Here is a 26,016-nt window from a genome sequence, read left to right as displayed (position 1 = left end):
CAACTATTCCTTAATAACTAATTGCACAGTATCGCGACTCTCTTGCTTTACCAATACATCTTTTCCGTTTATCAATGTTTTAATTTCTACAGGTTTGGAGTGTCTAATGGTATATAACGTTACATTCTCGTCGCAATGCACCTTATACTTTTCTCTAAGTTTGGTAAGCAACAGCTCTAAATTATTGTATTTATTATCGATACAAACTGAAAAACTAATGGCAGAATTCTGAATTAACTCCATGCGCATTTTATACTCATGTAGCAATTTAAATATCTCACTAATATTGTCTTCCATCATAAATGAAAAATCCAACGACGACAGCGAGATTAGCACTTGATTCTTTTTCAGAATAAAACAAGATACTTGAGGATCTAAAGTAACACCTTTACCCACACACGTTCCGGCGTTTAACGGATTTAAAAACGATTTCACAAACAACGGAATTTCTTTTCTCTGAAGCGGTTGCAATGTTTTTGGGTGTATTACAGAAGCTCCATAAAACGCTAATTCTATGGCTTCTCTGTATGAAATGTGATGTAATAATTGAGTCTTTGCAAAGTGGCGCGGATCGGCATTTAAAACCCCTGGCACATCTTTCCAAATCGTTACATTTTCGGCATTTAGGCAGTATCCAAAAATAGCAGCCGTATAATCACTTCCTTCACGTCCTAAGGTGGTGGTAAAATTATTAGTTCCTTCAGCTCCTAAAAACCCTTGTGTTACGGTAATACCTTTTGCACTAACCAGGGTCGAAATGTTTTTTTGAGTAACCTCCCAGTTTACATTTGCATCTCTGTGATAGTTATCGGTTTTAATGCATTTACGAACATCTAAAAAGGTGTTTTTTATGTTTACTTCGGAAAGATACGCAGAAACGATGGTGGTCGATGTTAACTCACCAAAGCTTACTACTTGATCATAAATAAAAGCGTGATTTTCAGATTTTGTGCTTTTTAGAAACTGATTTAACTCTTTAAAAAGACCGGCTACTTTCTTAAAAATAGGATGCGAAGCAGAGGCAAATAATTCTGATAGTATTTTGTGATGGTAATCATACACTTCAGTTACTGAAGCTTCAATCGCCTCCGGATTTGAAAAATAATTGGAAACAACAACTTCTAGATGATTCGTTGTCTTTCCCATTGCAGATATCACGACTACGACATCTTTTTCAGCTGTAGTTTCTAGCACAGAGGCTAGGTTTTTAACCCCATTAGCATCTTTTACAGAAGCTCCCCCAAATTTAAATATTTTAATCACTCTTTTTCAATATAATTAGTTAAACCTTGTTCGTCCATATGTACTACATGCCAATCACGCAGTACTTTAGCGCCACTTCGCTCATAAAATTTAATTGCGCCCTCATTCCAAGCAATCACTTCCCATTGTACGCGTTTTACACCTTGCGAATGACCGTATTTCATCACTTCAGCATATAGAGCTTCCCCCACACCTTTCCCTCGCATGTTGTCTCTTACTACCAAGTCTTCTAAATGAACTGTTTTTCCTTTCCAAGTAGAATATCTAAAATAAACCAAAGCCATACCAACCACTTGTTTATCAACTTCGGCAACCCAACACGTAAATTTAGGAGAGGCTCCAAAACCATCTTCTTGTAGGTTAGCGACAGTCACTTCAACAGCATCTGGTTCTTTCTCAAATAGTGCCAACTCTTCAATGAGAGACAACACATCTTTCATATCTTCTTTAAGGGCTTTTCTTATAGTAATTTTCATGAAATACGTTTTGCTTGACAAATATCGGCTCAATTTCTTAAAAATCCCGATATTTGCTTAAAATTCATGATACCCAAAACAAAATGGCTAAACAAAATCAAACCCTTGGCGAGTTTATTATTGAAAATCAGAGCGAATTTCAATACTCTTCAGGTGAACTTTCAAGATTAATTAACTCCATTCGTCTTGCAGCTAAAGTTGTAAATCATGAAGTAAACAAGGCTGGTTTAGTTGATATTTTAGGAGCTGTAGGAGAAACAAACGTACAAGGAGAAGATCAACAAAAATTAGATGTTTACGCCAACGAGGTATTTATTAAAACACTTACCAATAGAGAAATTGTTTGTGGTATTGCGAGTGAAGAAGAGGACGATTTCATTACCATTAAAGGACGTAACGAGAAAAACGATAATAAATACGTAGTGTTGATGGATCCTTTAGACGGATCGTCTAATATAGACGTAAACGTTTCGGTAGGAACCATTTTCTCCATCTACAGAAGAGTTACACCTTCTGGAACCCCAGTTACAATTGACGATTTTCTACAACCAGGAAACAAACAAGTCGCTGCAGGATACATCGTATATGGTACTTCTACCATGATTGTTTATAGTACAGGACACGGTGTAAATGGATTTACATTAAACCCAGCGATTGGAACTTATTACTTATCGCACCCTAATATGCGTTTTCCCGAAACGGGAGCTATTTATTCGGTGAACGAAGGAAATTACATTCAATTCCCACAAGGAGTTAAAAACTATATTAAATACTGTCAGCAAGAAGAAGAGGATCGTCCATACACTTCTAGATACATAGGATCATTAGTATCTGATTTTCATAGAAATATGATTAAAGGAGGCATTTATATTTATCCAAGTACGTCTAAAAATCCTGATGGAAAACTACGTTTATTATACGAATGTAACCCAATGGCTTATATTGCCGAACAAGCGGGAGGTAAGGCTAGCAATGGCTTCATGAGTATTCTAGACATTGTACCCACCGAATTACACCAACGCGCACCCTTTTTCTGCGGAAGCAAACGCATGGTAGAGAAAGCCGAAGAATTTATGCGAAACGCATAAAAAATGGAAAAGCTGTTAATATCTGCGTTTTTTTAGTAACTTTATTTTTGCAAACATGTAATGTAATGAGTAAAAAAAACACCCAAGAACCTATCAACGACGCTGTCGATTCTACTTCTAAAATTGAAGCCATCAAAAACCTTATTTTTGGTGAAAACATGGTTCAATATGACAGTGAATTTGAAACCTTAAAAAAAGACATTCAGGATAAAAAGGAACACCTAGAAAACTACATTGATGAAGTTCGCAATGAACTAATGCAGTCCATAGACACCCTTAGTACTGATGTTAACATTCGTATTACAGATCTAGAAGATTCATTGAATGCTAAAACCGATGCGCTTTCAGAAAAGAAAGTGGACCGAAGAGAACTTGGAAAACTTTTAATCAATCTCGGTGAAAAAATAAGTTCATAGCCCACCTTTTTAAGTAATATATGGTTGAAGAAGACAGGTTACAACTTCTAAGGGATATTCTGTTAATAGACGACAGAGAGGTTGCCCATGCCATAAACCAACGGATAGAAAAAATATCTGAAACACTTGAAAAACAAGAAAAGCTTTCAGAAAAAGTAAATCCAATTATTGAAGATCGACTTAAAGTATTTGTTTCTGAAATCCCTACATCACTCGGCCCTGTAATTACTCAAACCCTTAAAGACGAAATAGAAAACTCCAAAGAACGTGTTGTAGAAGCATTGTACCCAATTATGGGAAAAATGATTAAACGCTACATTCAAAACGAGATTAAGTTGCTTTCTGAAACCATGAATAAGAAAGTAAACGACACCTTTTCTGTAAATTCTTTTAAACGAAAATTACGCGCTAAATTTACAGGAGTAAAGGAAAGTGACTTACTACTTACCGAGCTCGATGCACCCACCATCAGTGAAGTCTTTATTATTCAAAAAGGCTCTGGAATATTATTAGGAAATCACAGCAATACTGCTACCGTAGATAAAGACATGATTTCTGGAATGTTAACCGCTATTAAAAGCTTTGTAGAAGATGCTTTTGAAGGAGGTACTCAAAACCTAGAGGCCATAGAATATGAACTGTACACCATTCATATTCAAAACTTTCATACGTATTACATTGCGGTTGTTATTTCTGGATCCTATTCCCGCAGTTTTGAAAATAAGTTAGAAAATAAATTATTAAAACTATCTAAAAGCCTTTCCCCACAAATCTCTATTCTTACCAAAGAAGCGATTGATGATATTTTAAAAACACATTTTTAAATGGAGAGTATAAAAAAAATAGTTTTGCTTGGTCAGTTTGGAGTTGGGAAAACGTCGCTATTACGTCGTTTTATAACAAACGAATTTATTCAAGATTACAAAACAACACTTGGCGTCCAAATTAAAAAGAAACATATTACGTTGCCTTCTGGAAACACCATGTCTATGATTATATGGGATTTAGAAGGTTTCTCTTCTGTAACAAAAACGAGACCTTCGTATTTACTAGGCTCTAATGCATTTATTCATGTTTTTGATATCACAAGACCCGTAACGTATTACAGTCTTGACGAAGAAATAAATTTTTTTAAAAAAAACTATCCAAAAGTTCTCTTGCGAACCGTAGGAAATAAATCTGACGAGAAAAATCCTAAAAATGTCTTAGAATACCTCAAAAATAAAGACATAGACATTCATGGCGTCGTAAGCGCTAAAACAGGTGAAGGAGTAACTGAGTTATTTATGGATTTAGCTAAAAACCTAGAGACACTATGACACATCCTAACAATTCTTATTTTTCTAATAAAGTACAAGAAATTCATGCCGACCTAAATGGTAAGATTACTCAAAGCAGCAATACCATTATAGAGCTTTCGGTGGGTCAAAATCTATTTGATGTGCATCCATTTTTTGAATCCTTAAAAGACGAATTAACCGATGGCTCTACAAATAGCTTGGCATTCCCTTGTGTACAATTAGACATTATTAATAGTGACGTTATTTGTGATATTACAATTAAAAAAGAAATAGGCTTTCTAGCCATTTTATTGTTTGATTATTCAAGTCATTATGAACATTTGCACGACGCAGCTCAAGAAAAAAAGAAAGCAATGCTTAACGAGCAAGCGTATGAATTAACTACAAAATATTCCGAAGAAAAAAGAGCGTACTTTGAATATATACAAGACCGTATTGACGCTAAGATTGTTCAAAAACTTCAGGATATTGTTTCCGATATAGAAAAATTACAAAAAACAAATCTTGACGAAAAGCAAACCGCTTTACTTAAAAAAATTAAAGACAATTCGACCCTCTTACACCAAAAATCCATTCAATTAAAGGACGACGTAAGAAACGATTTAAATTAATTTCTTTATACTTGCTTAAAATCTAACTTATATGTCCCTGTCAAAAAAAATAGTTATGTTAGGACACTTTGGTGTCGGCAAAACCAGTTTAGTTAGACGCTTTGTAGATAGCGTTTTTAGCGAAGACTACCTTGTTACCCTTGGCGTTCACGTAAAGAAAAAAGAAGTAGAAATAGATGGAGAAAAGATAACTCTTATCCTTTGGGATATTGAAGGAAACACCTCCATATCTAAAGCCAGAGCCTCCTATCTAGCCGGCTCGCATGGGTTTCTATATGTATTTGATGTAACACGCCCAGAAACCTTTCAAAACTTAGCAGAAGAAATGGATTTTCTGAAGGAAAATTACAGCAAAATTCCAGTTGCTGTGGTAGGAAACAAATCTGATTTAATTACCTCCGAACACGTTGAAGACTTTTTCAAGCAGGAGCCATTCAAAGACTGCGAGTTTACAAGTGCTAAAGAGGGTGATAATGTTGAAAATGTCTTTCTGAAAATTACGAAACAACTACGTTAACTTATGGATATTAGTAAATTTAAAGAAACCCTATACAATTCAAAAATTCAAATTATTGAAGTTTCTTCTGAAGGGAAGATTATTCAAAGTGACAATACGCTTTTTAACATCCCTAACGACCATTTTATTTCAGATACACACCCCTTCTTTGAAGCGATTGTACCTCTTTTTGAAACGGTTTCAGAAAAAGTTCATTTTCCATGTGTTAACTTAAACATGGAAAACACAATAATTATCGCCGATGTTGATGTATTGCATCAAGAAGGCAAAATATATGTATTGGTCTTTGATTTTACTGAACATTATAACGAGTCGCAACCCTTAGTTCAAGAAAAAAATGAGGCGTCTATTTTAAAAAACAAACTCGGTTTTGAACGCGACATTCTTGTTGCCAAAGAAGAATTAAAAAATAAGTTTTTAGCTCACCTAAATCACGAAATTAGAAACCCACTAAATAATTTACTTGGGTTCATGGAAATTTTAGAGAAAACCAAGCTTAATTACGAACAAAAAGAAGCGCTAAATGTAATGAACAAAACAGGAACACACTTAAAAGTGTTACTGGATGATTTATTAGATATTTCTAAAATAGAAAAAGGGGTTACAGAGCTTAAAAATATTCCTTTTAGCCTCACACAAATAACAAACAGCTTATTAAAGCATTTTCAATTAAAATACGATACTAAAACTGTTGCATTACTTCAGCAAATAGACAAAAACGTTCCTACGCGTCTATCTGGTGATCCTACACGGTTAAATCAAATTCTTTTTAACCTTATTGAAAACGCATTTAAAAACACAAAAGAAGGGTCTATTTCTATCACTATTTCACTAAAAAAGATGGTGAAAGAAACCGCAACTGCATCTTTGCTTTTTACCATTACAGATACTGGAAAAGGAATTCACAAAGACGACCTTCCTTATATCTTCGACTCATACCATCAGCTTGAATTTGCAGAGAGCGGACCAATGGGCGAAGGGTTAGGCCTAAAAATTGTAAAAGAACTGACCAAAGTACTAAATGGAACGATAAAAATTGAAAGTGCCGTGGGCGAAGGGACAACCTATCAAATCACATTGCCTTTTGTAGTACGAGAAAAGAAAAAGCACCAAAAGAAATCCGTTCCAAAAGGGACAGGAATTGTGTTGAGCAAGCGAATCTTAGTGGTAGAAAACGAAAAAATCAATCAAATGCTTATTATGAAAACCTTTCTCGACAACGATGATGGTTTTTTAATAGACATTGCCAAAGACGGAGCGCAAGCATTAGAAATACTTGAAAAAAGAAAGTACAACCTAGTACTCCTTAAATCGATGTTACCAGACATGACTGGAAACGATCTTATCCTGAAAATTAGAACAAACGCCAACAAAGCACTTAATGAAATCCCTATCTTAGTAGTAAGCGGAAGTTCCATGAAAGAAGAACAAGAAAACACCCTCAAAGCTGGGGCGTCATCTTTCTTATCAAAACCATATACTAAAAAAGAATTATTTTCTAGAGTCGATAGCTTGATGCGCTAAAACGATTATTTCTTATTAAGAAGATATTGGTAGTCTTCCAAATCAAGACCTCCACTATAAATTTCGATAGATCGCTTAATTAGTTTTTCAGCTAAAGCTTCCGAATACCCTAACCCGATAGCATATTTTTCAATTAAAACACGCTCGTTGTCTTCTATTTCGTGATCTGCAAAAACCATTTCAAATAAGTCGTGCATACGCTCTAAACGCTTCTCTGAATTATTTGGAGGATTGATTGGATACTTAGAAGGGTTTTTTAACACCTCTAAATATTCCGCCTCCTCAATATCTAACTTTCGGGCAAAACGTTTCAACATTTTTTCTTCCTCAGCATTAATGGCTCCGTCCACTGAAGCTATATTTGCTATAGACGCAAAATGTCCAAGGTTTCTTTTATGTTCTCCGCTTTCAAATAGATCTGTAAATGACATAGTTCAAATTTATACTGCAAATATAAAATTTGTAATTCATATTATCCTTGTAATTACTTCGGAAAAAAATACAACTTTCAAAAAAATAACAAAAAGATAAAACAAGCGCATCTCCTATAAACACAAGCACGATACCTTTCAGAAATAAAAAAGAAGCATATTACTGTAATAAATGAAGCTTTGGTTTTGAAAAACTAGCCCGTTAAATTACCTTTGAAGCCTATGAGCAAAGCCCTTGTTACTTCGCTTTTTGCAAAGTCTTCGCAAACCCGAAAACTAGGGGATGCTATTTCCAATTCTGAACCAAATATTACTGTTTCTGGACTCGTCGGATCTTCCGTTTCGTTAGTAACCGCGAGTGTTTTTAAAACTTCGGAAAAACCCTTCCTCCTTATTTTTAACGATAAAGAAGAAGCGGCGTATCACCTCAACGACCTTGAAAACTTGTTGGGCGATCAGCATGTTTTATTTTACCCTGGAAGCTACCGCAGACCCTACCAAATTGAAGAAACCGATAACGCCAATATTTTACTTCGTTCGGAAGTATTAAATAGAATCAATTCTCGAAAAAAACCGTCGCTAATTGTTACCTATCCTGAAGCACTCTTCGAAAAAGTAGTGACTCGAAAAGAATTGGAACGAAACACCTTAAAAATTGCCGTTGACGATAGCTTATCCATCGATTTTGTGAACGAGGTTCTATTCGAATATCGCTTTAAACGCACCGATTTTGTGACCGAACCTGGTGAGTTTTCTATTCGCGGTGGAATTTTAGACGTGTTCTCCTTTAGCAATGACGAACCGTATCGTATTGAGTTTTTTGGAGACGATGTCGATAGCATCCGAACCTTCGATGTAGAAACACAATTGTCGCTAGACCAATTGAAAAAGATTTCTATCATTCCGAATGTAGAAAACAAAATGGTGGACGAAAGTCGCGAGAGTTTTTTAAAGTATATCGCTTCAAAAACGGTTGTTTTCTTAAAAAACAAAGAGCTTTTTAACTCAAGTATCGACAGTCTTTTCAAAAAAGCAACTACCGCTTTTAATGAAGCAAAAGGAGAAGTGAAAATGGCGCCACCCGAACAACTGTTCTGTACCGCGTCTTTACTTCAACTACAACTTTCAGAATTTACTACTGTTACACTCAATAATAAAGATACATCATCGTCAAATAGCAATATTACGTTTAACACACTGCCACAGCCTTCTTTCAACAAACAGTTTAATTTGCTAATAGACAACTTAAACGCAAACGCTTCCGAAGGATACAAAAACTATATTTTCTGTAGTAGCGAACAACAGGCGAAACGCTTTCACGATATTTTTGAAGATGCCGATCAAAAAGTTACACAATACGAAACGGTGGTATTCCCACTTCACCAAGGGTTTATAGACGCTATAAATAAAAATGTGTGTTATACCGATCATCAAATTTTTGAACGGTATCATAAATTTCAACTTAAAAATGGGTATGCTAAAAAACAAGCCATTACCCTCAAAGAACTTACCAACCTCGAAATTGGCGATTATGTAACGCATATTGACCACGGAATTGGAAAATTTGGCGGACTCCAAAAAATTGATGTGGAAGGTAAAAAACAAGAAGCCATCAAACTTATCTATGGTGAACGCGACATTTTATACCTCAGCATTCATTCGCTTCATAAAATTTCGAAATACAACGGGAAAGATGGAGCGCCTCCAAAAATTTACAAACTAGGAAGTGCAGCTTGGAAAACTTTAAAACAAAAAACAAAGGCAAGAGTCAAGCTTATTGCCTTCAATCTTATCGAATTATACGCGAAACGACGCTTGCAAAAAGGATTTACCTACGATCCAGATTCGTATTTACAACATGAATTAGAATCGTCGTTTATTTATGAAGACACCCCAGATCAAGTAACTGCCACCGACGATATTAAACGCGATATGGAAAGTGATCGTCCTATGGATCGATTGGTGTGTGGTGATGTTGGCTTCGGAAAGACAGAAGTTGCTGTTCGAGCTGCGTTTAAAGCAGTAGATAACGGGAAACAAGTTGCGGTACTTGTGCCTACAACCATCTTAGCGTTTCAGCATTTCAAAACCTTTTCTGAACGACTCGCAGAAATGCCAGTGACTGTAGATTACCTCAACCGTTTTAGAACCGCAAAAGAGCGTAAAAAAGTATTAGAAGATTTAACCAGCGGAAAACTGGATATTGTGATTGGAACCCATCAGTTGGTGAACAAAGCTGTCGATTTTAAAGATCTTGGATTGCTTATTATTGACGAGGAACAAAAATTTGGGGTTGCTGTAAAAGACAAATTAAAAACGATTAAAGAAAACGTAGATACCTTAACGCTTACTGCAACTCCTATTCCGAGAACGCTTCAATTTAGTTTGATGGCTGCTAGAGATCTTTCGGTAATAACCACGCCACCACCAAATCGTTATCCTATCGAAACCAATGTAATTCGATTTTCCGAAGAAAGCATTCGCGATGCCGTGAGATATGAGATTTCGCGTGGCGGACAAGTATTTTTTGTGCACAACCGTATCGAAAACATAAAAGAAGTTGCCGGAATGATTCAGCGACTCGTTCCCGATGCTAAAATTGGAATTGGTCACGGACAAATGGACGGAAAAAAACTAGAGCAATTAATGCTTGCATTTATGAACAACGAATTTGATGTGCTTGTCTCTACCACCATTATTGAAAGTGGTTTAGATGTACCAAATGCCAATACAATTTTCATTAACAACGCCAATAATTTTGGGCTTTCCGACTTGCACCAAATGCGAGGTCGTGTAGGTCGTAGCAATAAAAAAGCATTCTGTTACTTTATTACACCGCCGTATTCTGCCATGACCGACGATGCCCGAAAACGTATTACAGCATTGGAGCAGTTTAGTGAATTGGGTAGCGGATTGAACATTGCCATGAAAGATTTGGAAATTCGCGGTGCTGGAGATATTCTAGGAGGAGAACAAAGCGGATTTATCAATGAAATTGGTTTCGATACCTATCAAAAAATTCTTGCGGAAGCCATTGAAGAACTGAAAGAGAAAGAATTTAAAGGCTTGTATGAAGAAACAAACCCTGAAGACAAGGTATTTGTAAAAGAAACCGTGATCGATACTGATTTCGAATTGTTGTTTCCAGACGATTATGTAAACAATATTACAGAACGTTTAAATCTTTACAGCAAATTAGGAGATCTTAAAACAGAAGCTGAATTACAAAAATTTGAAGCTGAGTTAGTCGATCGTTTTGGTGAAATCCCAGAACAGGTGGTTGCGTTGCTAAATAGTGTTCGAATAAAATGGATTGCGAGCAGTATAGGTGTGGAGCGACTTCTTATGAAAAAAGGGAAAATGATAGGATATTTTATTGCCGATCAGCAAAGTGCTTTTTACCAAAGTCCTTCTTTCTCAAGAGTGCTTCAACTAGCACAAAGTCATTCAAACATTTTCACTATGAAGGAGAAACAAACTCGAAGTGGCTTACGATTGCTTATCACTTTCGATCATATAAATTCTGTAGAAAGGGCTTTACAAGCAATATCAATTTTTATGGTCTAATTCTTGTTTAAAACAAAACCTTAACTACATTACCTATATTTACAGTTATGTTTAGAAAAATACTTTTTACCGCTTTACTTTTTCCGTTGTTTGCTACTGCACAACACACTATAAAAGGAACGTTTAGTCCTGCTGAAGATTTTAAATGGGCAATTTTATATAAGGTGTCGCCTACTAATTCGCTTTACACAACGAATACTGAAGTTGATAAAGAAGGAAAATTCACCCTTCAATTAGATAGTACCGTTACCAAAGGAATGTATCGTTTGGTATATGCGCTCCCTCAGGAGATATTCAATTTTGATATTATTTACAATGGCGAAGAAGACATTGAACTTACGTTTACTGAAAGTGAAGGAGCGGTTTATACGGCCTCTAATGAAAACATGCTTTTGGCTTCGTATGAAGCTGAAATGTCTAAGGTTCAAACTGAAATCAACAAACAGTATGCGAATGGATACAAGGCTGTAAAAAAATCATTTCAGGTATTAGAAACCCTTCAGAATGAATTTGAAAACGCAAGTGAAGGCACCATCGCTTCTCATTTTATTAAAGCTAACAAACCGTACATTCCATCGAAACCAGAAACGATTGAAGAATACATTGCAAACGCGAAAACAAACTATTTTAAAAACATCGATTTTAACAATACAACCCTTCAGTCGTCTCGATTTTTAGGAGCGTATTGCTTCAATTACATTCAAGGTTTTGTAGGCAAGGACGACAACCTTCCAACCGCTTATGAAAACAACATTGATACTGTTTTTGGGCAGATTCAAAATACGGAACCTTCTTTTCAGCAAGCTTTATTACAACGGTTATGGGAAAAATTTGTAGATGTAAACCGAATTCCGACCGCCAATTATATTGCTGAAAATTATTTAATTCCGGTGAGTCAATCCCTTAACGATACTGAAATGGTTCGAGAACTTACTTTGTTTAAAAACCTATCGATTGGCGTAAAAGCACCCGATTTTTCTTGGAATGAAGAAAAAGAGGGAAAAACAGTATCTGAATCACTCTACACTGTTGAAGGTGCCCAAAAATACGTAGTTGCTTTTTGGAGTAGCGCTTGCTCACATTGTTTAAAGGAAATGCCAAAATTGCACACCTCTTTAAAAGGTCTTGAGCCTGGTTCGGTAAAAGTTATTGCAGTAGGATTGGAAGAGGAACCCTATGATTGGAAAAACAGAATTTATGATTATCCAGACTTCACCAATGTTTTAGGACTGGGTAAGTGGGAAAATGAAATCGGAAACAAATACGCCGTAGATTCAACGCCTAGTTTTTTCTTATTAGACGAAAAAAAGCAAATCATCGCAAAGCCTGAAAGTACCGAAGAACTTATAAAATTATTGGAAGCACCTTCTAAGTAAACTTGCCCGTTTTTAAAAAGAGAGAAACAGTAATTTTAAAATTACAATCATCCCTATCACATCGTTTCATTGAAGAGCTAACTTCAGTTTGCAAGAGTATTAATAAGGTGCTAGGCTTGTGTTTTATCGAAATGTCGGGAGAATGTCGGGTATAATTCAGTTCAAAATTTTGTGCTATTTCTACTTCCATCGTAGTATTGCCCTATAAATTTATTCGTTATGAGACAGCCTGAACTTGGTCAAAAAATACAAGAACTTCGGAAGCAAAAAGGACTTACCCAAGAAGAGCTTGTTGATTTATGCAACATTAATGTTCGAACCATACAACGAATTGAAGCTGGAGAAGTAACACCCAGAAGCTATACCTTAAAGTCGATATTTAATGTCTTAGACTTTGATTTTAATGAATTGAAAACGGCTTCTGAAACAGATACGAAAAACAACAACTCTATTTTTCCTGAAATTATAAACTCGCGACAAGCAGCTTTTTTTCAAACACATCTCAATATTGCATGGATTTGTGGCCTTATCTATTTCCTAACTGGGTTTGTAGAATTTGCAGTAGATTACGCCCGCTTTTATGAAGAAGACCTCATCCTAGGAAAAGGCGGGTATATAAGTCTAAAATTTATTATTCTCGCGTGTTACATGTACTTTATACATGGGTTTTATATCGTTGGTAAGATCTTCAATGAGTACTTACTTAAAATCGCTGCCTTGGCATTAATAGTAATCAATGTTGTTTTTTACCTCTATGATATGATTTCACTCTACCACGAACTGTTTTACATCGAATACGTTGTACTAATTCATTCTCTGTTTTACGGACTAGCGGGACTACTTTTCGGGTTTGTGTTACTTCGAATCGCTCCTTCAACTGGCAAACTCGCTACTGTTACAGGTGGGTTAAAAATTGCTAGCTCCTTCTTTTTTGTCACTATATTTTTGGTTTGGCTCGGGTATCTATTTTTAATTCCAGCTGTTTTTCTTCAGATTGTTCTTTTGTATAAAATTAGAGAGCTTGTAAAAGAGAAGTGTCAAGCATAAGTTGACCCTTTACACCTAAGTAGTGTAAATTCTTACCACCAAAAGAGGTTAAAAATGATAAAATGCATTTTCAAAATGCGTAATTTCTTCTGTTGTTTTGTTTTTCAATACCGCGATAATATCAAATCGAACTTCTTCTTGTAGGTTGTTAGACACGACATACTCGTTCGCTGCTTTGACCAACAACTTAATTTTTCCTTTGGTGACAAACTCTTGAGGATCTCCAAAAAAGGTACTGTTTCTCGTTTTCACTTCTACAACTGCAATGGTGTCCCCTTTTTGGGCTATAATGTCAATTTCAGCTTTTTGGAATCTAAAATTACGCTCCAAAATCACATACCCCTTAGCCAAGAGATGATCTACCGCAAGTTGTTCGCCAATGTTTCCTAATTCGTTGTGATACGCCATTTGGTTTTGTGATTAGTGAAAAAAATCAAGGGTAATACTTGTGTTTGTGATTTGTAATTTTGCATTTCTACCTAAAATCAATGCTCTGTTGTCGGGTACATGTCCTACCGGAAAGTTAAAACAAACTGGATAATTATAGTCTGAAACAGCGTCCAAAATAATTTCTTCAGCGGTTTTGCCAAAAGGAATGGTATTGTCACGCATGGCATTCATTCCGCCAACAATGAGTCCTTTGAGATTTTTAAGCAGTCCGTTTCGCTTCAAATTTTGTAGCATACGATCTATGTGATACAACATCTCGTCCAAATCTTCAATCACCAAAATCTTTCCGTCAGTTTGTATGTCTGAAGGGCTTCCGAGTAGCGAATATAAAATCGATAAATTTCCACCCACCAATTCCCCTTCAGCCGTGCCGTGTCTATTTCTTTTTTCTGAAGCAGCTTCAATAACGTACTTCTTTCCGAAGAGCGCCTCATGCACAGTAGTCCGCGTAGCTTCAGACTTAAGGGTCAATTCCAACGGCATATCGGCGTGCAATGTTTCAATTCCGAAGCCATTTAGATGCGAATGCAACACCGTTACATCGCTATACCCAATGATCCATTTCGGATTTTTTCTGAAAGCTGAAAAATCCAACGCATCAATAATCCGAACCGTTCCATAACCACCTCTCGCACACCAAATCGCTTTAATTTTAGGATCGTCTAGGTACTTCTGAAGGTCTTTTGTTCGCAAGGCATCAGATCCTGCAAACTGATGGTCTTCCGCATTAATAGTGCTTCCTAAAACGTAAGAAAGTCCCCATTGGGAGAGCAACGCCAAAAAAGGCTGTAACTCTTGCGTCGTTATTTTTCTGGCAGTAGCAACAATCGCTATAGTGTCGCCTTTTTGTAAGGAAGGAGGTGTGATCATTTTTTGAAAAATCTAAAAATACTAAAGCACACAAATTAGCACATTTATCCGTAATTTTGTGCTTTTCCAAAAATTATGAGTCAAGACCCAAAAAGATATACGATTACTGCTGCATTACCTTACACCAACGGACCGGTTCATATTGGTCATTTGGCGGGAGTATATGTGCCTGCAGATATTTACGCACGTTTTCAACGCCTTCAAAACAGAGATGTAGCTTTTGTCTGCGGAAGTGATGAACACGGTGTGCCTATTACGATTAAAGCAAAGAAAGAAGGGATTACACCGCAACAAGTGGTGGATAAGTACCATGCGATTATTAAAAAATCGTTTGAAGACTTCGGAATATCCTTCGATAATTACTCGCGTACGTCTGCAAAAGTGCACCACGATACGGCCTCCGATTTCTTCAAGAAACTTTACAACGACGGAAAATTTATTGAAGAAGTTACCGAGCAATTGTACGATGCTGAAGCCAATCAGTTTTTGGCAGACCGCTTTGTGGTAGGAACTTGTCCGAAATGTGGAAATGAAGAAAGTTATGGCGACCAATGTGAAAACTGCGGAACCTCTCATAATGCAACCGATTTAATCAATCCGAAAAGTGCGATTACGGGAGCTGTACCTACCCTAAAAGAAACTAAACACTGGTTTTTACCTTTAGACCAATACGAACCTTGGTTGAAAGAATGGATTTTAGATTCTCATAAAAAAGATTGGAAAACAAATGTGTACGGACAATGTAAATCGTGGATTGATGATGGTTTACGTCCGCGTGCGGTAACTCGCGATTTGGATTGGGGAATTCCCGTTCCTGTTGAAGGTGCCGAAGGTAAAGTACTCTACGTTTGGTTTGACGCTCCTATTGGTTACATTTCTGCGACCAAAGAATGGGCAGAGCGCGAAGGAAAAGATTGGGAACCGTATTGGAAAGACGAAGACACGAAATTGCTTCATTTTATAGGGAAAGACAATATTGTTTTTCACTGTATCATTTTTCCGAGCATGCTAAAAGCTGATGGGACTTATATTTTACCTAATAATGTTCCGGCAAACGAATTTCTAAATCTTGAAGGAAATAAAATCTCGACGAGTAAAAACTGGGCGGTTTGGTTGCACGAATATTTGGAAGAATTTCCAAACCAACAAGATGTGTTGCGTTATGTATTGACTGCAAACGCACCAGAAACGAAAGACAATGATTTTACGTGGAATGATTTCCAAGCGAGAAATAATAACGAGTTGGTGGCTATCTTCGGAAACTTCATCAATCGCGTGGTTGTGTTAACCAACAAATACTACGATGGCGTTGTACCAGAAGCTTCCGATTTTACGGATATCGATGTACAAACATTGAAAGAATTACAAGCCTATCCAGCGGTGATTGAAAGTTCTATTGAACGCTACCGTTTTCGTGAAGCCCAAACAGAATTAATGAATGTGGCGCGTTTAGGAAACAAATACCTTGCCGACGAAGAGCCTTGGAAAACTATTAAAACGGACGAAGAACGAACCAAAACAGTAATGTACGTTGCCTTGCAAATTGCATCCGCATTGGCGGTTTTAAGCGAACCTTTTATTCCGTTTACATCTAACAAATTGAAAACAATGTTAGGTCTTACAGAACTTTCCGAAGCACTAACTTGGAATGATGTTACTGAAAAAGAAAACTTACTTCCAGCGGGGAATACCATTGGAAAAGGCGAATTACTTTTTAGTAAGATTGAAGACGAGCAAATAAAAGCACAATTAGAAAAATTAGAAGCGAGTAAAAAGATGAACGAAGCAGCAAATAGAACCGTTACCCCTCAAAAAGACACCTGTACGTTTGATGATTTCACCAAGCTTGACATGCGTGTTGGAACCATTATTGAAGCTGAAAAAATGCCAAAAGCAAAGAAGTTATTGGTCTTAAAAGTGGATACGGGTATTGATGTACGTACTATTGTTTCTGGAATTGCTGAAAGTTTTACGCCTGAAGAAATTGTAGGTAAAAAAGTAACCGTATTGGTCAACCTTGCCCCTCGCGCCCTTCGTGGTGTGGATAGCGAAGGAATGATTTTAATGACAGAAACTCCAGACGGAAAATTGGTGTTTGTAAATCCAGATACTGACGGAGTTGAAAATGGTGCAACGATAAATTAATTCCTTTATCCCAAATCATACTTATGAAAAAAAATGTAGCATTAACAATAATGGCATTTTTTGCTGTAATTCTAACTCATGCTCAAGAAGAGGTGCTTTCTTTTAAAATTGAGGAAAGTAATTATTTAATAAAAAACAAAGATGCTTATTCATTGCCAAATAGTATGAATGGGGATCTTGCTCTTGTTTTAGTTGAAAAAAAGACGGTATACGCAAAGTTATTTGATAAGAATTTTCAATTTATTAAAGCTTTTGAAACAGATGCGCTTAAAAGTAAATACAACAACTTTCTAGATTATAAAGTTATAGGCAATAAATATTATTTGTTAGCTTCTAATAATTCGTATAAGAAGTTTGCCGTCCTCAGTATAGATTTTGACAAACAACAAGGAGAAAGCATAGAAGTAGACTTTCAATTTGACAATGAAAAATTTCTAGAAACAGTTCGATATAATAATCAACCTTATATCATTTCTGCAACCACGGAAAACGCATTTATCTTGCGGACATTGAATAATGATCTAAAACCTGAAATTTTACATACCGTTGAAATTGGAGATCCTGAAAAAGATCAAAAGTTATTAGCTAGAAAATCCCATATGTTTTTTGCGCCAATAGAATCTAATATTACAAAAATTGACAATAGAGTGCCCGTTACAATAGAGCAGGCGGCCAGTAAAACCAAGCTTTATCAGAATGAAAATAAAATTTATTTAACATTTGATGATGACGAGCAATCTAATACCAGTCTTTTTATTTTAGACCTTAAAACCTTAGAATTATCAACCCACTTTTTTAAATATCCTGAGGGTAGGGTAAAAGAATTTGCCAGATACAACTCATTTATTTTAGACAATAACATTATTCAACTTGGAAGCAACAAAGAGGAAATGAAGATTGAGGTGAAAAATTTTGACGGCGAAATCATCAAAGAATACTATTTAGAAAAGGAAGTACCCATCGCAATAAAAAATTCTCCAATTATTCAGGAAGGTGGGACTGCTATTCCTTTTGTAAACCGAAGAGAAATGGAGGAAACATCAAAATTTCTTAGAAAAGTATCTTCTGGGAAATTGGGAATTACCATTTATGAAACCCCGTCAGGATATACTGCAACCATTGGCGGATATAAAATTGTTGCTAATAACGGTGGCGGAATGATGATGATGGGCGGCGGCGGCTTTACCTCTGTGGGTAATACTGGTGTTGGTGGAATGCCAATTATGGTATTCAACCCTACTTTTTATTCTTATAATATGCATGAAGCAACTAAATCGACATTTTTTAATACTCACTTCGATAAAGATTTCAATTATGTAAAGAAAGAAGTGGAGGTTGATGTCTTTGATAAAATAGAAGAGTACAAAAAGGATATTGACCGTATTACTGCGGAAGACGTTTTCTTTCACAATAACAACTTATACTTTGGTTATTTCAATATGCGAGATAAATATTATCGCATCATCAAAATGTAACGGCTCCATTTCATACCTCTTACCTTTTATTTTGTGAAGCTGCTGCTACCCTTTATTTTCTCAAATCCAACTTCCTCTAGACGGAAAATTGGTGTTTGTAAACCCAGATACCGACGGAGTTGAAAATGGTGCAACGATAAATTAATCCTTATCGTTTCACCATTTTTTTGGTGGTGGTTCCGTGATCGGTAGTGAGGGTTATAAAGTAAATTCCTGTGCTTAGTTTTGAAACAGGCACCGTCTGACTTATCCCTTCAAATTGCGCATTGTAAAGCATTTTTCCTTGACTATCTACAATCTGAATCGTAGCGGCTGTTTGTTCTTTTAAAGTGACTATAACCTGCTCAGAAGCTGGATTAGGATACATCTTAAAATCAACCCCCATTGCTTCAGAAATAGCCAACGCACAAGGCGGATAGCTTCTTGTGCCTCTAGTTTCGTCCTGCCACGTACTTCCCATTCTGTTTTGTACGACTCTTTCCGTAGGTTGTCCTTGCGCATTGTTGGTTCGAACTTCTCTAGCATCTAAATCATATTCCGAACCGTCCCATTCATAATAAAGAGACTCCACTAAGAAATTGGACGCATCGTAATTGTATTCCTCTTTCTCATCGGCTTCCCAAGCGCTTCCATTCCAATCGTCTTTAATCATTTCAGTGAGGTTATCGCCAACATAGCTTGTGTAGGTTTCTCGCTTGTTATTGACATAGCCACCCGACACATACTCTGAAAATACAATCTCCTGAAATAAATCAGAAGCATTGTGCGTGTAGGTTTCTTTCTTATTTGGAACCCAACTGCTACCATCCCAATCTTCTTCAAAAATTTCGTCATACAATCCATTCGAATCGTAGGTATATCGTTTTCGATTAGAATCTTCCCAAGCGCTTCCTACTTTAAAAGCATAGGTTTCACTTTGCAGTACTGTTCCAGAATAAGCATAGGTAGTTCTAATAATTTCTTCAAATTGATTTGTCGTACTATTCCAATTAGAGCCCATACTTACTGATGGTAAATTATCTGAATTATAACTAATCTCTAAAAAAGAAGCATTCTCGATGGTTCCTGTTGTTACATTTAATGCCTCTGCAAGTGCTTCCGTTGGCAAACAAATTGAATTAAAGGTATAGGTAACGCGAGAAAACAAATTCCATCCAGGAGTGGGAAAGTCAAGAACTTCTGTTTCCCAAACTTCAGGAACATCAATCGGTTTTAATTGCGCATACGACGAACAAAAAAGGAGCATTACCAAGAAACTAAGTGCGAATTTTCTCATAACAATTTGTTTTACTTCATAAATCTTCCTTTTAAAGATAATACTCACGTACGATGTTTACTAGTTTGAATTAGCAAACGGGTATTTTTCACAATTTTACGTCGTAATTAAAGGGATAAACGTTCAAATTTTATAACTTTAAAAAAACAACTAACCTCACCTTAATGCCTTCTAGAACATTCCTCTGTTTGTGTCTATGTTTTTTGCTATTTGTACTCTCGAGCAGTGCGCAAAACAGTGTATTAGATTCGCTTCGGAACGAGTTAAAAACACATCCAAAAAAAGATACCATTCGGGTGAAGTTATTAATAAATACCGCTTGGAATATGACCTACGATACTCCAAACGAAGCCTTTCCTTATGTCGCTGAAGCTTTAGACATTTCAAACCAACTTGATTGGAAAAAAGGGGTCGGATTTGCATTACGCCAAGAAGGTACGTTGTATTATTCGATGGCCAATTATGTAAAAGCGATGGAAAGCTATTTGAAAGCACTTAAAATTTCACAAACGTTAGATCCCGTTTTCATTGCAAGTTTACATAACAACCTAGGGAATATTTATGCCGAATTAAAACAATATGACAAGGCAATTTCCAGCTATGAGGAATATTTAAAACTATCCAAAAAAGCAACCAGCACTATTAACGAGATCAATGGGCTCACAAACCTAGGACTCATCTATACTGAAACCGACCAAATAGACAAAGGCATTCAGTATATAGAAGAGGCATTAACACTTGCCAAAGCTGAAAACGTAGATTTCTACATTTCCTCCATTATCAATAATCTTGGCCTGGCGTATAAACGGAAAAAAGACTACCCAAAATCATTAGAATATTACAATGAAGCCAGAGTACTTGCACATGATCAACAAAATTCCCACGTTGAAGCTGCGACACTAAATAACATCGCAGACATCAATATGTTACTGAAAGAATATGATGCTGCAGAATCTAATAGTCTTGAAGCATTAAAACTTGCGGAAGCTTCTAAAGCGTTAGATTGGGAGTCCGATTCATGGGAAGCACTTAGCATTATTTACAAAGAAAAAGGAGCGTACGAAAAAGCACTCAACGCCTACCAAAAACACATTGTATTACGAGATAGTGTGATTAATGAAGAAAAAAGAGCCGAACTAACTCGGAAAGAAATGCAGTTTCAGTTAGAGCGCCAACAAACCATTGCCGACGATGAACTAAAAAGACAACAACTAATCAAGAAAGGTCTTCTTATTGGTGGAATATTTATACTCCTAGCCGCCATAATTGGGTATTTTCTCTACAAAAAGAGGCGCGATGCGATTGAACAAAAAAATAGTGCTGATTTTAAATCTAAAGTTTCAGAAACAGAACTGAAAGCCTTGCGATCGCAAATGAATCCGCACTTTATTTTCAATGCACTAAATTCTATCAGCAATTATATGGAAACTCACGACATCGATACTGCCAACGAGTATTTAGCGATGTTTTCGAAGTTGATGCGTTCTATTTTAGAAAATTCAGAAAAAAAATGGATTCCGCTTGCTGAAGAATTAGAATTAATGGAGCTCTATATGCAACTAGAATCGCTTCGTCTAAAACACAAACTAACGTATTCTATTCACATCGATCCTTCTATCGATTCGGAAGATACTTTAGTTCCGCCACTAATTACTCAACCCTTTATTGAAAATAGTATTTGGCATGGAATCTCAAAAAAAGAAAGCGAAGGAACCATTACTATCAACGTTCATAAAAACACAGACAGCTTAGTAATTTCAATTGAAGATGATGGCGTAGGAAGAGCTGAAAGTGAAAAAAATTCAACAAAAAATTCCATGGGAATAAAAATCACAAAAACGCGATTAGATATTATCAATTCATTACAAAAACTACAAAGTAACTTTAAAATTAGCGACAAAGAACAAGGTGTAAAAGTAGAATTAACCTTGCCTTTAGAAGTCCGTTTCTAACTCAAAATTATGCTAAAAGCCCTCCTTATAGACGACGAAGCACATTGCGCCGAGCGCATAAAAAAACTGCTGGTTCCTTACGAAAGTACGATTCAATTACTTGGTACTTATACGACAGTGGACGACGGAATAAAAGCCATTGAAGCCGTACAACCTGATGTGGTATTTTTAGACATTCAAATACACGATCAGACAGGTTTTGATCTTTTAGACAAATTAGCAACCATTCCTTTTGAGGTAATTTTCACCACCGCACACAACAACTACGCAATTGATGCTTTTAAATATTCGGCTTTGGATTACCTTCTGAAACCGATTACTAAAATCGATTTTGATGCGGCTGTTCTAAAGTTTCAGAAGAAGAATTCATTAGAAGAAACCACCAACAAACTCAAAGTGTTGTTTCACAACCTCTCCACACAAACGGAAGGACTTAAAAAAATGGCGATTCCGACCTTAGACGGTTTTGTATTTGTAGCTATTTCTGAAATAATTCGTTGCGAATCGGACGGCAACTATACTCATATTACTCTAAAAAACGGTGAGCATTTAACAGCTTCAAAAACCTTAAAACATTTTGAAGATGTATTACCAACACTGAATTTTTTCAGAATTCACAAATCACATCTTATCAATTTAAATTACGTTGAAAAATACCTTAAAGGCAAAGGCGGATACGTACAAATGAATGACGGTAAAAACATTGAAGTTGCCGTGCGTAGAAAGGAAGGGTTTCTTCAAAAACTACTGAAATAACCGTTGCAATTAACCGCATTTCAGCAATAGAAAAAAGAAGCTTTTCAGTATCTTGTTGCCTTAAAAATCGCTTGTAATTTTAAGGTATGTCACAACTACTTCAGTACATCATTTTCCACACCGAACTTCCTTCAGAAAGTGTTAAAAACACCGTTCAATTATTGAATGAAGATTGTACCATTCCGTTTATTTCTCGCTACCGAAAAGAGCGAACTGGAAATTTAGACGAGGTACAAATTGAAGCTATTGTAAACTGTAAAGAACAATTTGAAACCTTAGAAAAACGAAAAGCGACCATTCTAAAAGCGATTGAAGAACAAGATGCGCTAACGCCTGAGCTTCAGAAAAAAATAAACGACACCACCGACCTGATCACCTTAGAAGATTTGTATTTACCCTTCAAAAAGAAGCGAAAAACAAAGGCAGAAACGGCGCGTAAAAACGGATTGGAGCCACTGGCAAAAATGATTATGAGCCAGTCTAACAACGATCTTGATGCTACAGCTTTGCGGTTTGTAAAAGGCGAAATAGCTTCCGAAGAAGAAGCTTTAGAAGGTGCCCGACATATTATTTCTGAATGGATCAACGAACGTACCGACATTCGAAACACACTCCGAAATCAACTAGAACGCTATGCTTTAATTGCCACTAAAGTGGTAAAAACAAAAGCCAACGACGAAAAAGCACAGAAATTTAAAGACTATTTCGACTGGAACGAAAGTTTAAGTAGAATTCCGTCACACCGTTTATTGGCCATTTTAAGAGCTACTTCGGAAGGATTTATTCGCTTAAAAATTGAAATAGACGACGAGAAAGCACTGTCTAATATAGAAAACCGAATCATTCGTTCTCAAAACGAATGCGCAACTCAAATTCGTTTAGCGATTGAAGATGCTTACAAACGATTGTTATTTCCTGCCTTGTCTAATGAAACGCTTCAGCTTGCCAAAGAAAAGGCAGATGCCGCTTCCATACTTGTGTTTACTAAAAACTTAAAGCAACTATTACTCGGTTCACCCTTGGGCGAAAAACGAGTATTGGCGATAGACCCTGGATTTAGATCAGGTTGTAAAGTTGTTTGTTTGGATGCACAGGGTAGCCTCAAACACAATGAAAATATTTATCCGCACGCGCCTAAAAATGATGTTACGGGTGCGATTAAAAAGATAAATTCATTGGTCGATGCCTATAAAATTGAAGCCATTGCTATTGGAAACGGAACTGCTTCACGAGAAACGGAAGCGGTGATCCGAAAAATACGTTTTAATCGCGATATTCAAGTGTTTGTCGTGAGTGAGGCCGGCGCTTCTATTTATTCAGCCTCTAAAATTGCGCGGGACGAATTTCCTAATTTCGATGTTACGGTTCGTGGTTCGGTTTCTATCGGACGTCGGTTACAAGATCCATTGGCCGAGTTGGTGAAAATTGATGCGAAGTCTATTGGTGTAGGACAATACCAGCACGATGTAGATCAAGGAAAATTGAAAACGTCATTAGACACTGTGGTTGCAAATTGTGTGAATGCCGTGGGTGTTAATGTCAATACCGCAAGTACTTCCTTACTGAGTTATGTGTCTGGAATTGGTCCGAAACTGGCCGAAAATATTGTTTCGTATCGGGATGAAAATGGGGCATTTCCCTCTCGAACAGCAATAAAAAAAGTGCCGAGATTGGGCGGAAAAGCCTTCGAACAGGCCGCAGGGTTCTTACGAATTAAAGACGCCAAAAATCCGTTAGACGATTCTTCTGTGCATCCTGAAAGTTATTCCGTAGTGCAAAAAATGGCGAAAGATGAAAAAGTAGCTGTTTCAGAACTTATAGGAAATAAGTCTTTACTTCAAAAGATCAAACCTGAAAAATACTGTACTGACACCATCGGACTCCCAACATTAAAAGATATTTTAAGCGAATTGGAAAAACCGGGATTAGACATTCGGGAAGAAGCCAAAGTATTTACGTTTAACCAAAACATCAAAACCATTCAAGATGTACAGGAAGGGCAATTGTTACCTGGAATCGTAAATAACATCACTAATTTTGGGTGTTTTGTAGATATTGGAGTCAAAGAAAGCGGATTAATTCACGTGTCAAACCTATCAGATTCGTTTGTTTCAGACGTGAGCGAATACGTTCATTTGCACCAGCAAATTATTGTAAAAGTCCTGGAAGTTGATGTTGCACGAAAACGAATTCAGTTAAAGCTTCATAAATAAAAAATGCGCTGAAAAATTTTCTCAGCGCATTCAGTCTCATACGGATTAGCTTCTCACAGCAAAAATATCTTTCAACTGTGTTACCATTCCCCCGTTACCAGAAACCGTAATCTCACCAATTTTACTGGCGATGGTCTCTACAAACTCCATTTCTTTCAACTTGTAAAGCATTTCGTTTTCTTCCATCAATTTAGCCGTGTTTAACAAACTTCTGGTCGAAGCCGTTTCTTCACGTCTTGAAATCACATTGGCTTGCGCCTTTTTTTGAGCCACCAACACTTGGTTCATAATGTCCTTCATTTCACCGGTCAAAATTACATCACGAATTCCACAGTCTATAATAGAAACTCCCAACTTGGTCGCTGCTGTTTTTGTGTCTTCAAACACAGCTTTAGCAATTTCTGTTTTGTTTTCTAAAAGCTCATCCAACGTGTACGTCCCCACATAGGTACGCAACGCTAATTGCAAGGCAACATACAATTGCTTTTCAAAATCTTTATTTTCCAAGACTGCCTTTTCAATATTCACCACTTTGTACAAAGTATCAAAGTTAATACGGATGGCAGCTTTGTCTTTGGTTAATAATTCTTGTCCAGCAACCTCTAATCGCAACTGACGCATATCTACTTTAGCTATTTTAATGGTCGTGTCATTTTTCCAGAAACGGTATGTACCGCCTCCTAAGGTTTTTACAAACACATCGTCCACAAGCAAGACTGCTTTTTCGTAAGCAGCTACTTCAAACACACGAATGTGCTTGTTCAGTTCGTAATTACTAAACAACGCCTTGTTTATTTTCTCGGTAATGTAAATTTTATCCAAATCTACAACTGTAAACTCGTAGGTTACAAAGCCCTTCCAAAACACATAACGTCCTGTGGTAAGTACTTGGTTGTATCTGTCGTTTTTAGTTACTACAACCAATTCGTTATCTTTTACTTCAACCACATGTAACATCGCTTTCAATTTTTCATCTTCAAGCAACACCTCAATTGCAATCGGCATTACGTTAATTGGCTGCGACAAGTCGTAGACTTTTACGTTGCAATTCCAACCCATCCAGTGTACTCCTTTTGTAAGTACACGTACATAATCTCCTTTTTTGAAAACCAAACCTACTTTTCCGGCATTGATTCTTACTCTTTTCATGTTTTCTACTTTTTAATATTCCACTTTAATTAAGTACCGCCCGTCAAGGGGTACGCACATACATTTCGAGCTACCGGTGCTGCTTTGGTGTATGTTTATTTTGGGCGTTCCTT

General features: G+C 36.6%; 22 protein-coding genes. 15 read left to right on the top strand and 7 right to left on the bottom strand.

Going from position 1 to position 26,016, the window contains the following annotated elements; genetic code table 11:
* Positions 1–3: 3 nt before the first annotated feature.
* Together BLQ00_RS05085 and BLQ00_RS05080 are read right to left on the bottom strand one after the other, a co-directional pair.
* Positions 4–1,260 (bottom strand): aspartate kinase, encoded by a 1,257-nt coding sequence (locus tag BLQ00_RS05085; protein WP_093141913.1) that lies wholly within the window; start codon positions 1,258–1,260, stop codon positions 4–6.
* Complete coding sequence (locus tag BLQ00_RS05080) at positions 1,260–1,739, bottom strand: GNAT family N-acetyltransferase (protein ID WP_093141357.1); 480 nt, start codon at positions 1,737–1,739, stop codon at positions 1,260–1,262. The genes BLQ00_RS05085 and BLQ00_RS05080 overlap by 1 nt, the downstream gene beginning before the upstream one ends.
* A gap of 83 nt (positions 1,740–1,822) precedes the next feature.
* Between BLQ00_RS05080 and fbp the strand changes: the two genes are divergently transcribed.
* The 7 genes from fbp to BLQ00_RS05045 all read left to right on the top strand — a co-directional run bounded on the left by fbp (position 1,823) and on the right by BLQ00_RS05045 (position 7,196).
* A complete protein-coding gene (gene fbp, locus BLQ00_RS05075) occupies positions 1,823–2,827 on the top strand; it encodes a class 1 fructose-bisphosphatase (protein WP_093141354.1) in 1,005 nt (334 codons plus the stop codon).
* Positions 2,828–2,892: 65 nt separating this feature from the next.
* Positions 2,893–3,243 carry a fructose 1,6-bisphosphatase gene (locus BLQ00_RS05070; protein ID WP_093141352.1) on the top strand — a complete coding sequence of 117 codons (351 nt, stop codon included), beginning with the start codon at positions 2,893–2,895 and terminating at the stop codon, positions 3,241–3,243.
* 20 nt (positions 3,244–3,263) lie between these two features.
* Positions 3,264–4,067 carry a cell envelope biogenesis protein OmpA gene (locus BLQ00_RS05065; protein WP_093141349.1) on the top strand — a complete coding sequence of 268 codons (804 nt, stop codon included), beginning with the start codon at positions 3,264–3,266 and terminating at the stop codon, positions 4,065–4,067.
* The gene (locus BLQ00_RS05060; protein WP_093141347.1) at positions 4,068–4,562 is read left to right on the top strand and encodes a Rab family GTPase; all 495 of its coding nucleotides are present in this window, start codon (positions 4,068–4,070) and stop codon (positions 4,560–4,562) included.
* The gene (locus BLQ00_RS05055) at positions 4,559–5,155 is read left to right on the top strand and encodes a hypothetical protein (RefSeq protein ID WP_093141345.1); all 597 of its coding nucleotides are present in this window, start codon (positions 4,559–4,561) and stop codon (positions 5,153–5,155) included. Before BLQ00_RS05060 ends, BLQ00_RS05055 begins: the two co-directional genes overlap by 4 nt.
* Positions 5,156–5,186: 31 nt before the next feature.
* Positions 5,187–5,672 carry a Rab family GTPase gene (locus BLQ00_RS05050; RefSeq protein ID WP_093141343.1) on the top strand — a complete coding sequence of 162 codons (486 nt, stop codon included), beginning with the start codon at positions 5,187–5,189 and terminating at the stop codon, positions 5,670–5,672.
* 3 nt (positions 5,673–5,675) lie between these two features.
* Complete coding sequence (locus BLQ00_RS05045; RefSeq protein WP_093141340.1) at positions 5,676–7,196, top strand: ATP-binding response regulator; 1,521 nt, start codon at positions 5,676–5,678, stop codon at positions 7,194–7,196.
* 5 nt (positions 7,197–7,201) lie between these two features.
* On the opposite strand, the gene BLQ00_RS05040 is transcribed toward BLQ00_RS05045, so the two are convergent.
* Complete coding sequence (locus BLQ00_RS05040) at positions 7,202–7,627, bottom strand: tellurite resistance TerB family protein (protein ID WP_093141338.1); 426 nt, start codon at positions 7,625–7,627, stop codon at positions 7,202–7,204.
* A 222-nt stretch (positions 7,628–7,849) separates the two neighbouring features.
* Here BLQ00_RS05040 and mfd point away from each other — a divergent pair, with 222 nt between their 5' ends.
* The 3 genes from mfd (at position 7,850) to BLQ00_RS05020 (ending at position 13,617) form a co-directional block, all read left to right on the top strand.
* Positions 7,850–11,194 carry a transcription-repair coupling factor gene (gene mfd, locus BLQ00_RS05035; protein ID WP_093141335.1) on the top strand — a complete coding sequence of 1,115 codons (3,345 nt, stop codon included), beginning with the start codon at positions 7,850–7,852 and terminating at the stop codon, positions 11,192–11,194.
* Between the two features lie 47 nt (positions 11,195–11,241).
* Entirely contained in the window at positions 11,242–12,570 is a 1,329-nt protein-coding gene (locus tag BLQ00_RS05030; RefSeq protein ID WP_093141333.1) for a TlpA family protein disulfide reductase, read from the top strand.
* Between the two features lie 219 nt (positions 12,571–12,789).
* Positions 12,790–13,617, top strand: a complete 828-nt coding sequence (locus tag BLQ00_RS05020; RefSeq protein ID WP_093141328.1) for a helix-turn-helix domain-containing protein — start codon at positions 12,790–12,792, stop codon at positions 13,615–13,617.
* A 48-nt stretch (positions 13,618–13,665) separates the two neighbouring features.
* Here BLQ00_RS05020 and BLQ00_RS05015 read toward each other — a convergent pair whose 3' ends face one another.
* Both BLQ00_RS05015 and BLQ00_RS05010 read right to left on the bottom strand, forming a co-directional pair.
* Positions 13,666–14,025 (bottom strand): YraN family protein, encoded by a 360-nt coding sequence (locus BLQ00_RS05015; protein WP_093141325.1) that lies wholly within the window; start codon positions 14,023–14,025, stop codon positions 13,666–13,668.
* A gap of 12 nt (positions 14,026–14,037) precedes the next feature.
* The gene (locus tag BLQ00_RS05010) at positions 14,038–14,937 is read right to left on the bottom strand and encodes a S66 peptidase family protein (RefSeq protein WP_093141323.1); all 900 of its coding nucleotides are present in this window, start codon (positions 14,935–14,937) and stop codon (positions 14,038–14,040) included.
* Between the two features lie 75 nt (positions 14,938–15,012).
* Here BLQ00_RS05010 and metG point away from each other — a divergent pair, with 75 nt between their 5' ends.
* Entirely contained in the window at positions 15,013–17,082 is a 2,070-nt protein-coding gene (gene metG, locus BLQ00_RS05005) for a methionine--tRNA ligase (protein WP_093141320.1), read from the top strand.
* A 23-nt stretch (positions 17,083–17,105) separates the two neighbouring features.
* Complete coding sequence (locus BLQ00_RS05000; protein WP_093141317.1) at positions 17,106–18,557, top strand: hypothetical protein; 1,452 nt, start codon at positions 17,106–17,108, stop codon at positions 18,555–18,557.
* 148 nt (positions 18,558–18,705) lie between these two features.
* Here BLQ00_RS05000 and BLQ00_RS04995 read toward each other — a convergent pair whose 3' ends face one another.
* Positions 18,706–19,833: a T9SS type A sorting domain-containing protein gene (locus BLQ00_RS04995; RefSeq protein WP_139149363.1), complete on the bottom strand. Its 1,128-nt coding sequence runs from the start codon at positions 19,831–19,833 to the stop codon at positions 18,706–18,708.
* A 164-nt stretch (positions 19,834–19,997) separates the two neighbouring features.
* Here BLQ00_RS04995 and BLQ00_RS04990 point away from each other — a divergent pair, with 164 nt between their 5' ends.
* From BLQ00_RS04990 to BLQ00_RS04980, 3 genes are all read left to right on the top strand, one after another.
* The gene (locus tag BLQ00_RS04990; RefSeq protein WP_093141312.1) at positions 19,998–21,785 is read left to right on the top strand and encodes a tetratricopeptide repeat-containing sensor histidine kinase; all 1,788 of its coding nucleotides are present in this window, start codon (positions 19,998–20,000) and stop codon (positions 21,783–21,785) included.
* A gap of 9 nt (positions 21,786–21,794) precedes the next feature.
* Complete coding sequence (locus BLQ00_RS04985) at positions 21,795–22,541, top strand: LytR/AlgR family response regulator transcription factor (protein WP_093141309.1); 747 nt, start codon at positions 21,795–21,797, stop codon at positions 22,539–22,541.
* An 86-nt stretch (positions 22,542–22,627) separates the two neighbouring features.
* Entirely contained in the window at positions 22,628–24,754 is a 2,127-nt protein-coding gene (locus BLQ00_RS04980) for a Tex family protein (RefSeq protein ID WP_093141307.1), read from the top strand.
* 45 nt (positions 24,755–24,799) lie between these two features.
* Here the strand turns inward: BLQ00_RS04980 and BLQ00_RS04975 are convergent, their stop codons facing one another.
* Positions 24,800–25,903, bottom strand: coding sequence for a slipin family protein (locus BLQ00_RS04975; RefSeq protein WP_093141304.1), 1,104 nt, complete (start codon positions 25,901–25,903; stop codon positions 24,800–24,802).
* Positions 25,904–26,016 lie beyond the last annotated feature (113 nt).

Source organism: Ulvibacter litoralis (assembly GCF_900102055.1).
Classification (GTDB): domain Bacteria; phylum Bacteroidota; class Bacteroidia; order Flavobacteriales; family Flavobacteriaceae; genus Ulvibacter; species Ulvibacter litoralis.
Note: the sequence above shows the minus strand (reverse complement) of the source record. Positions and strands in the feature narration are given on the sequence as shown.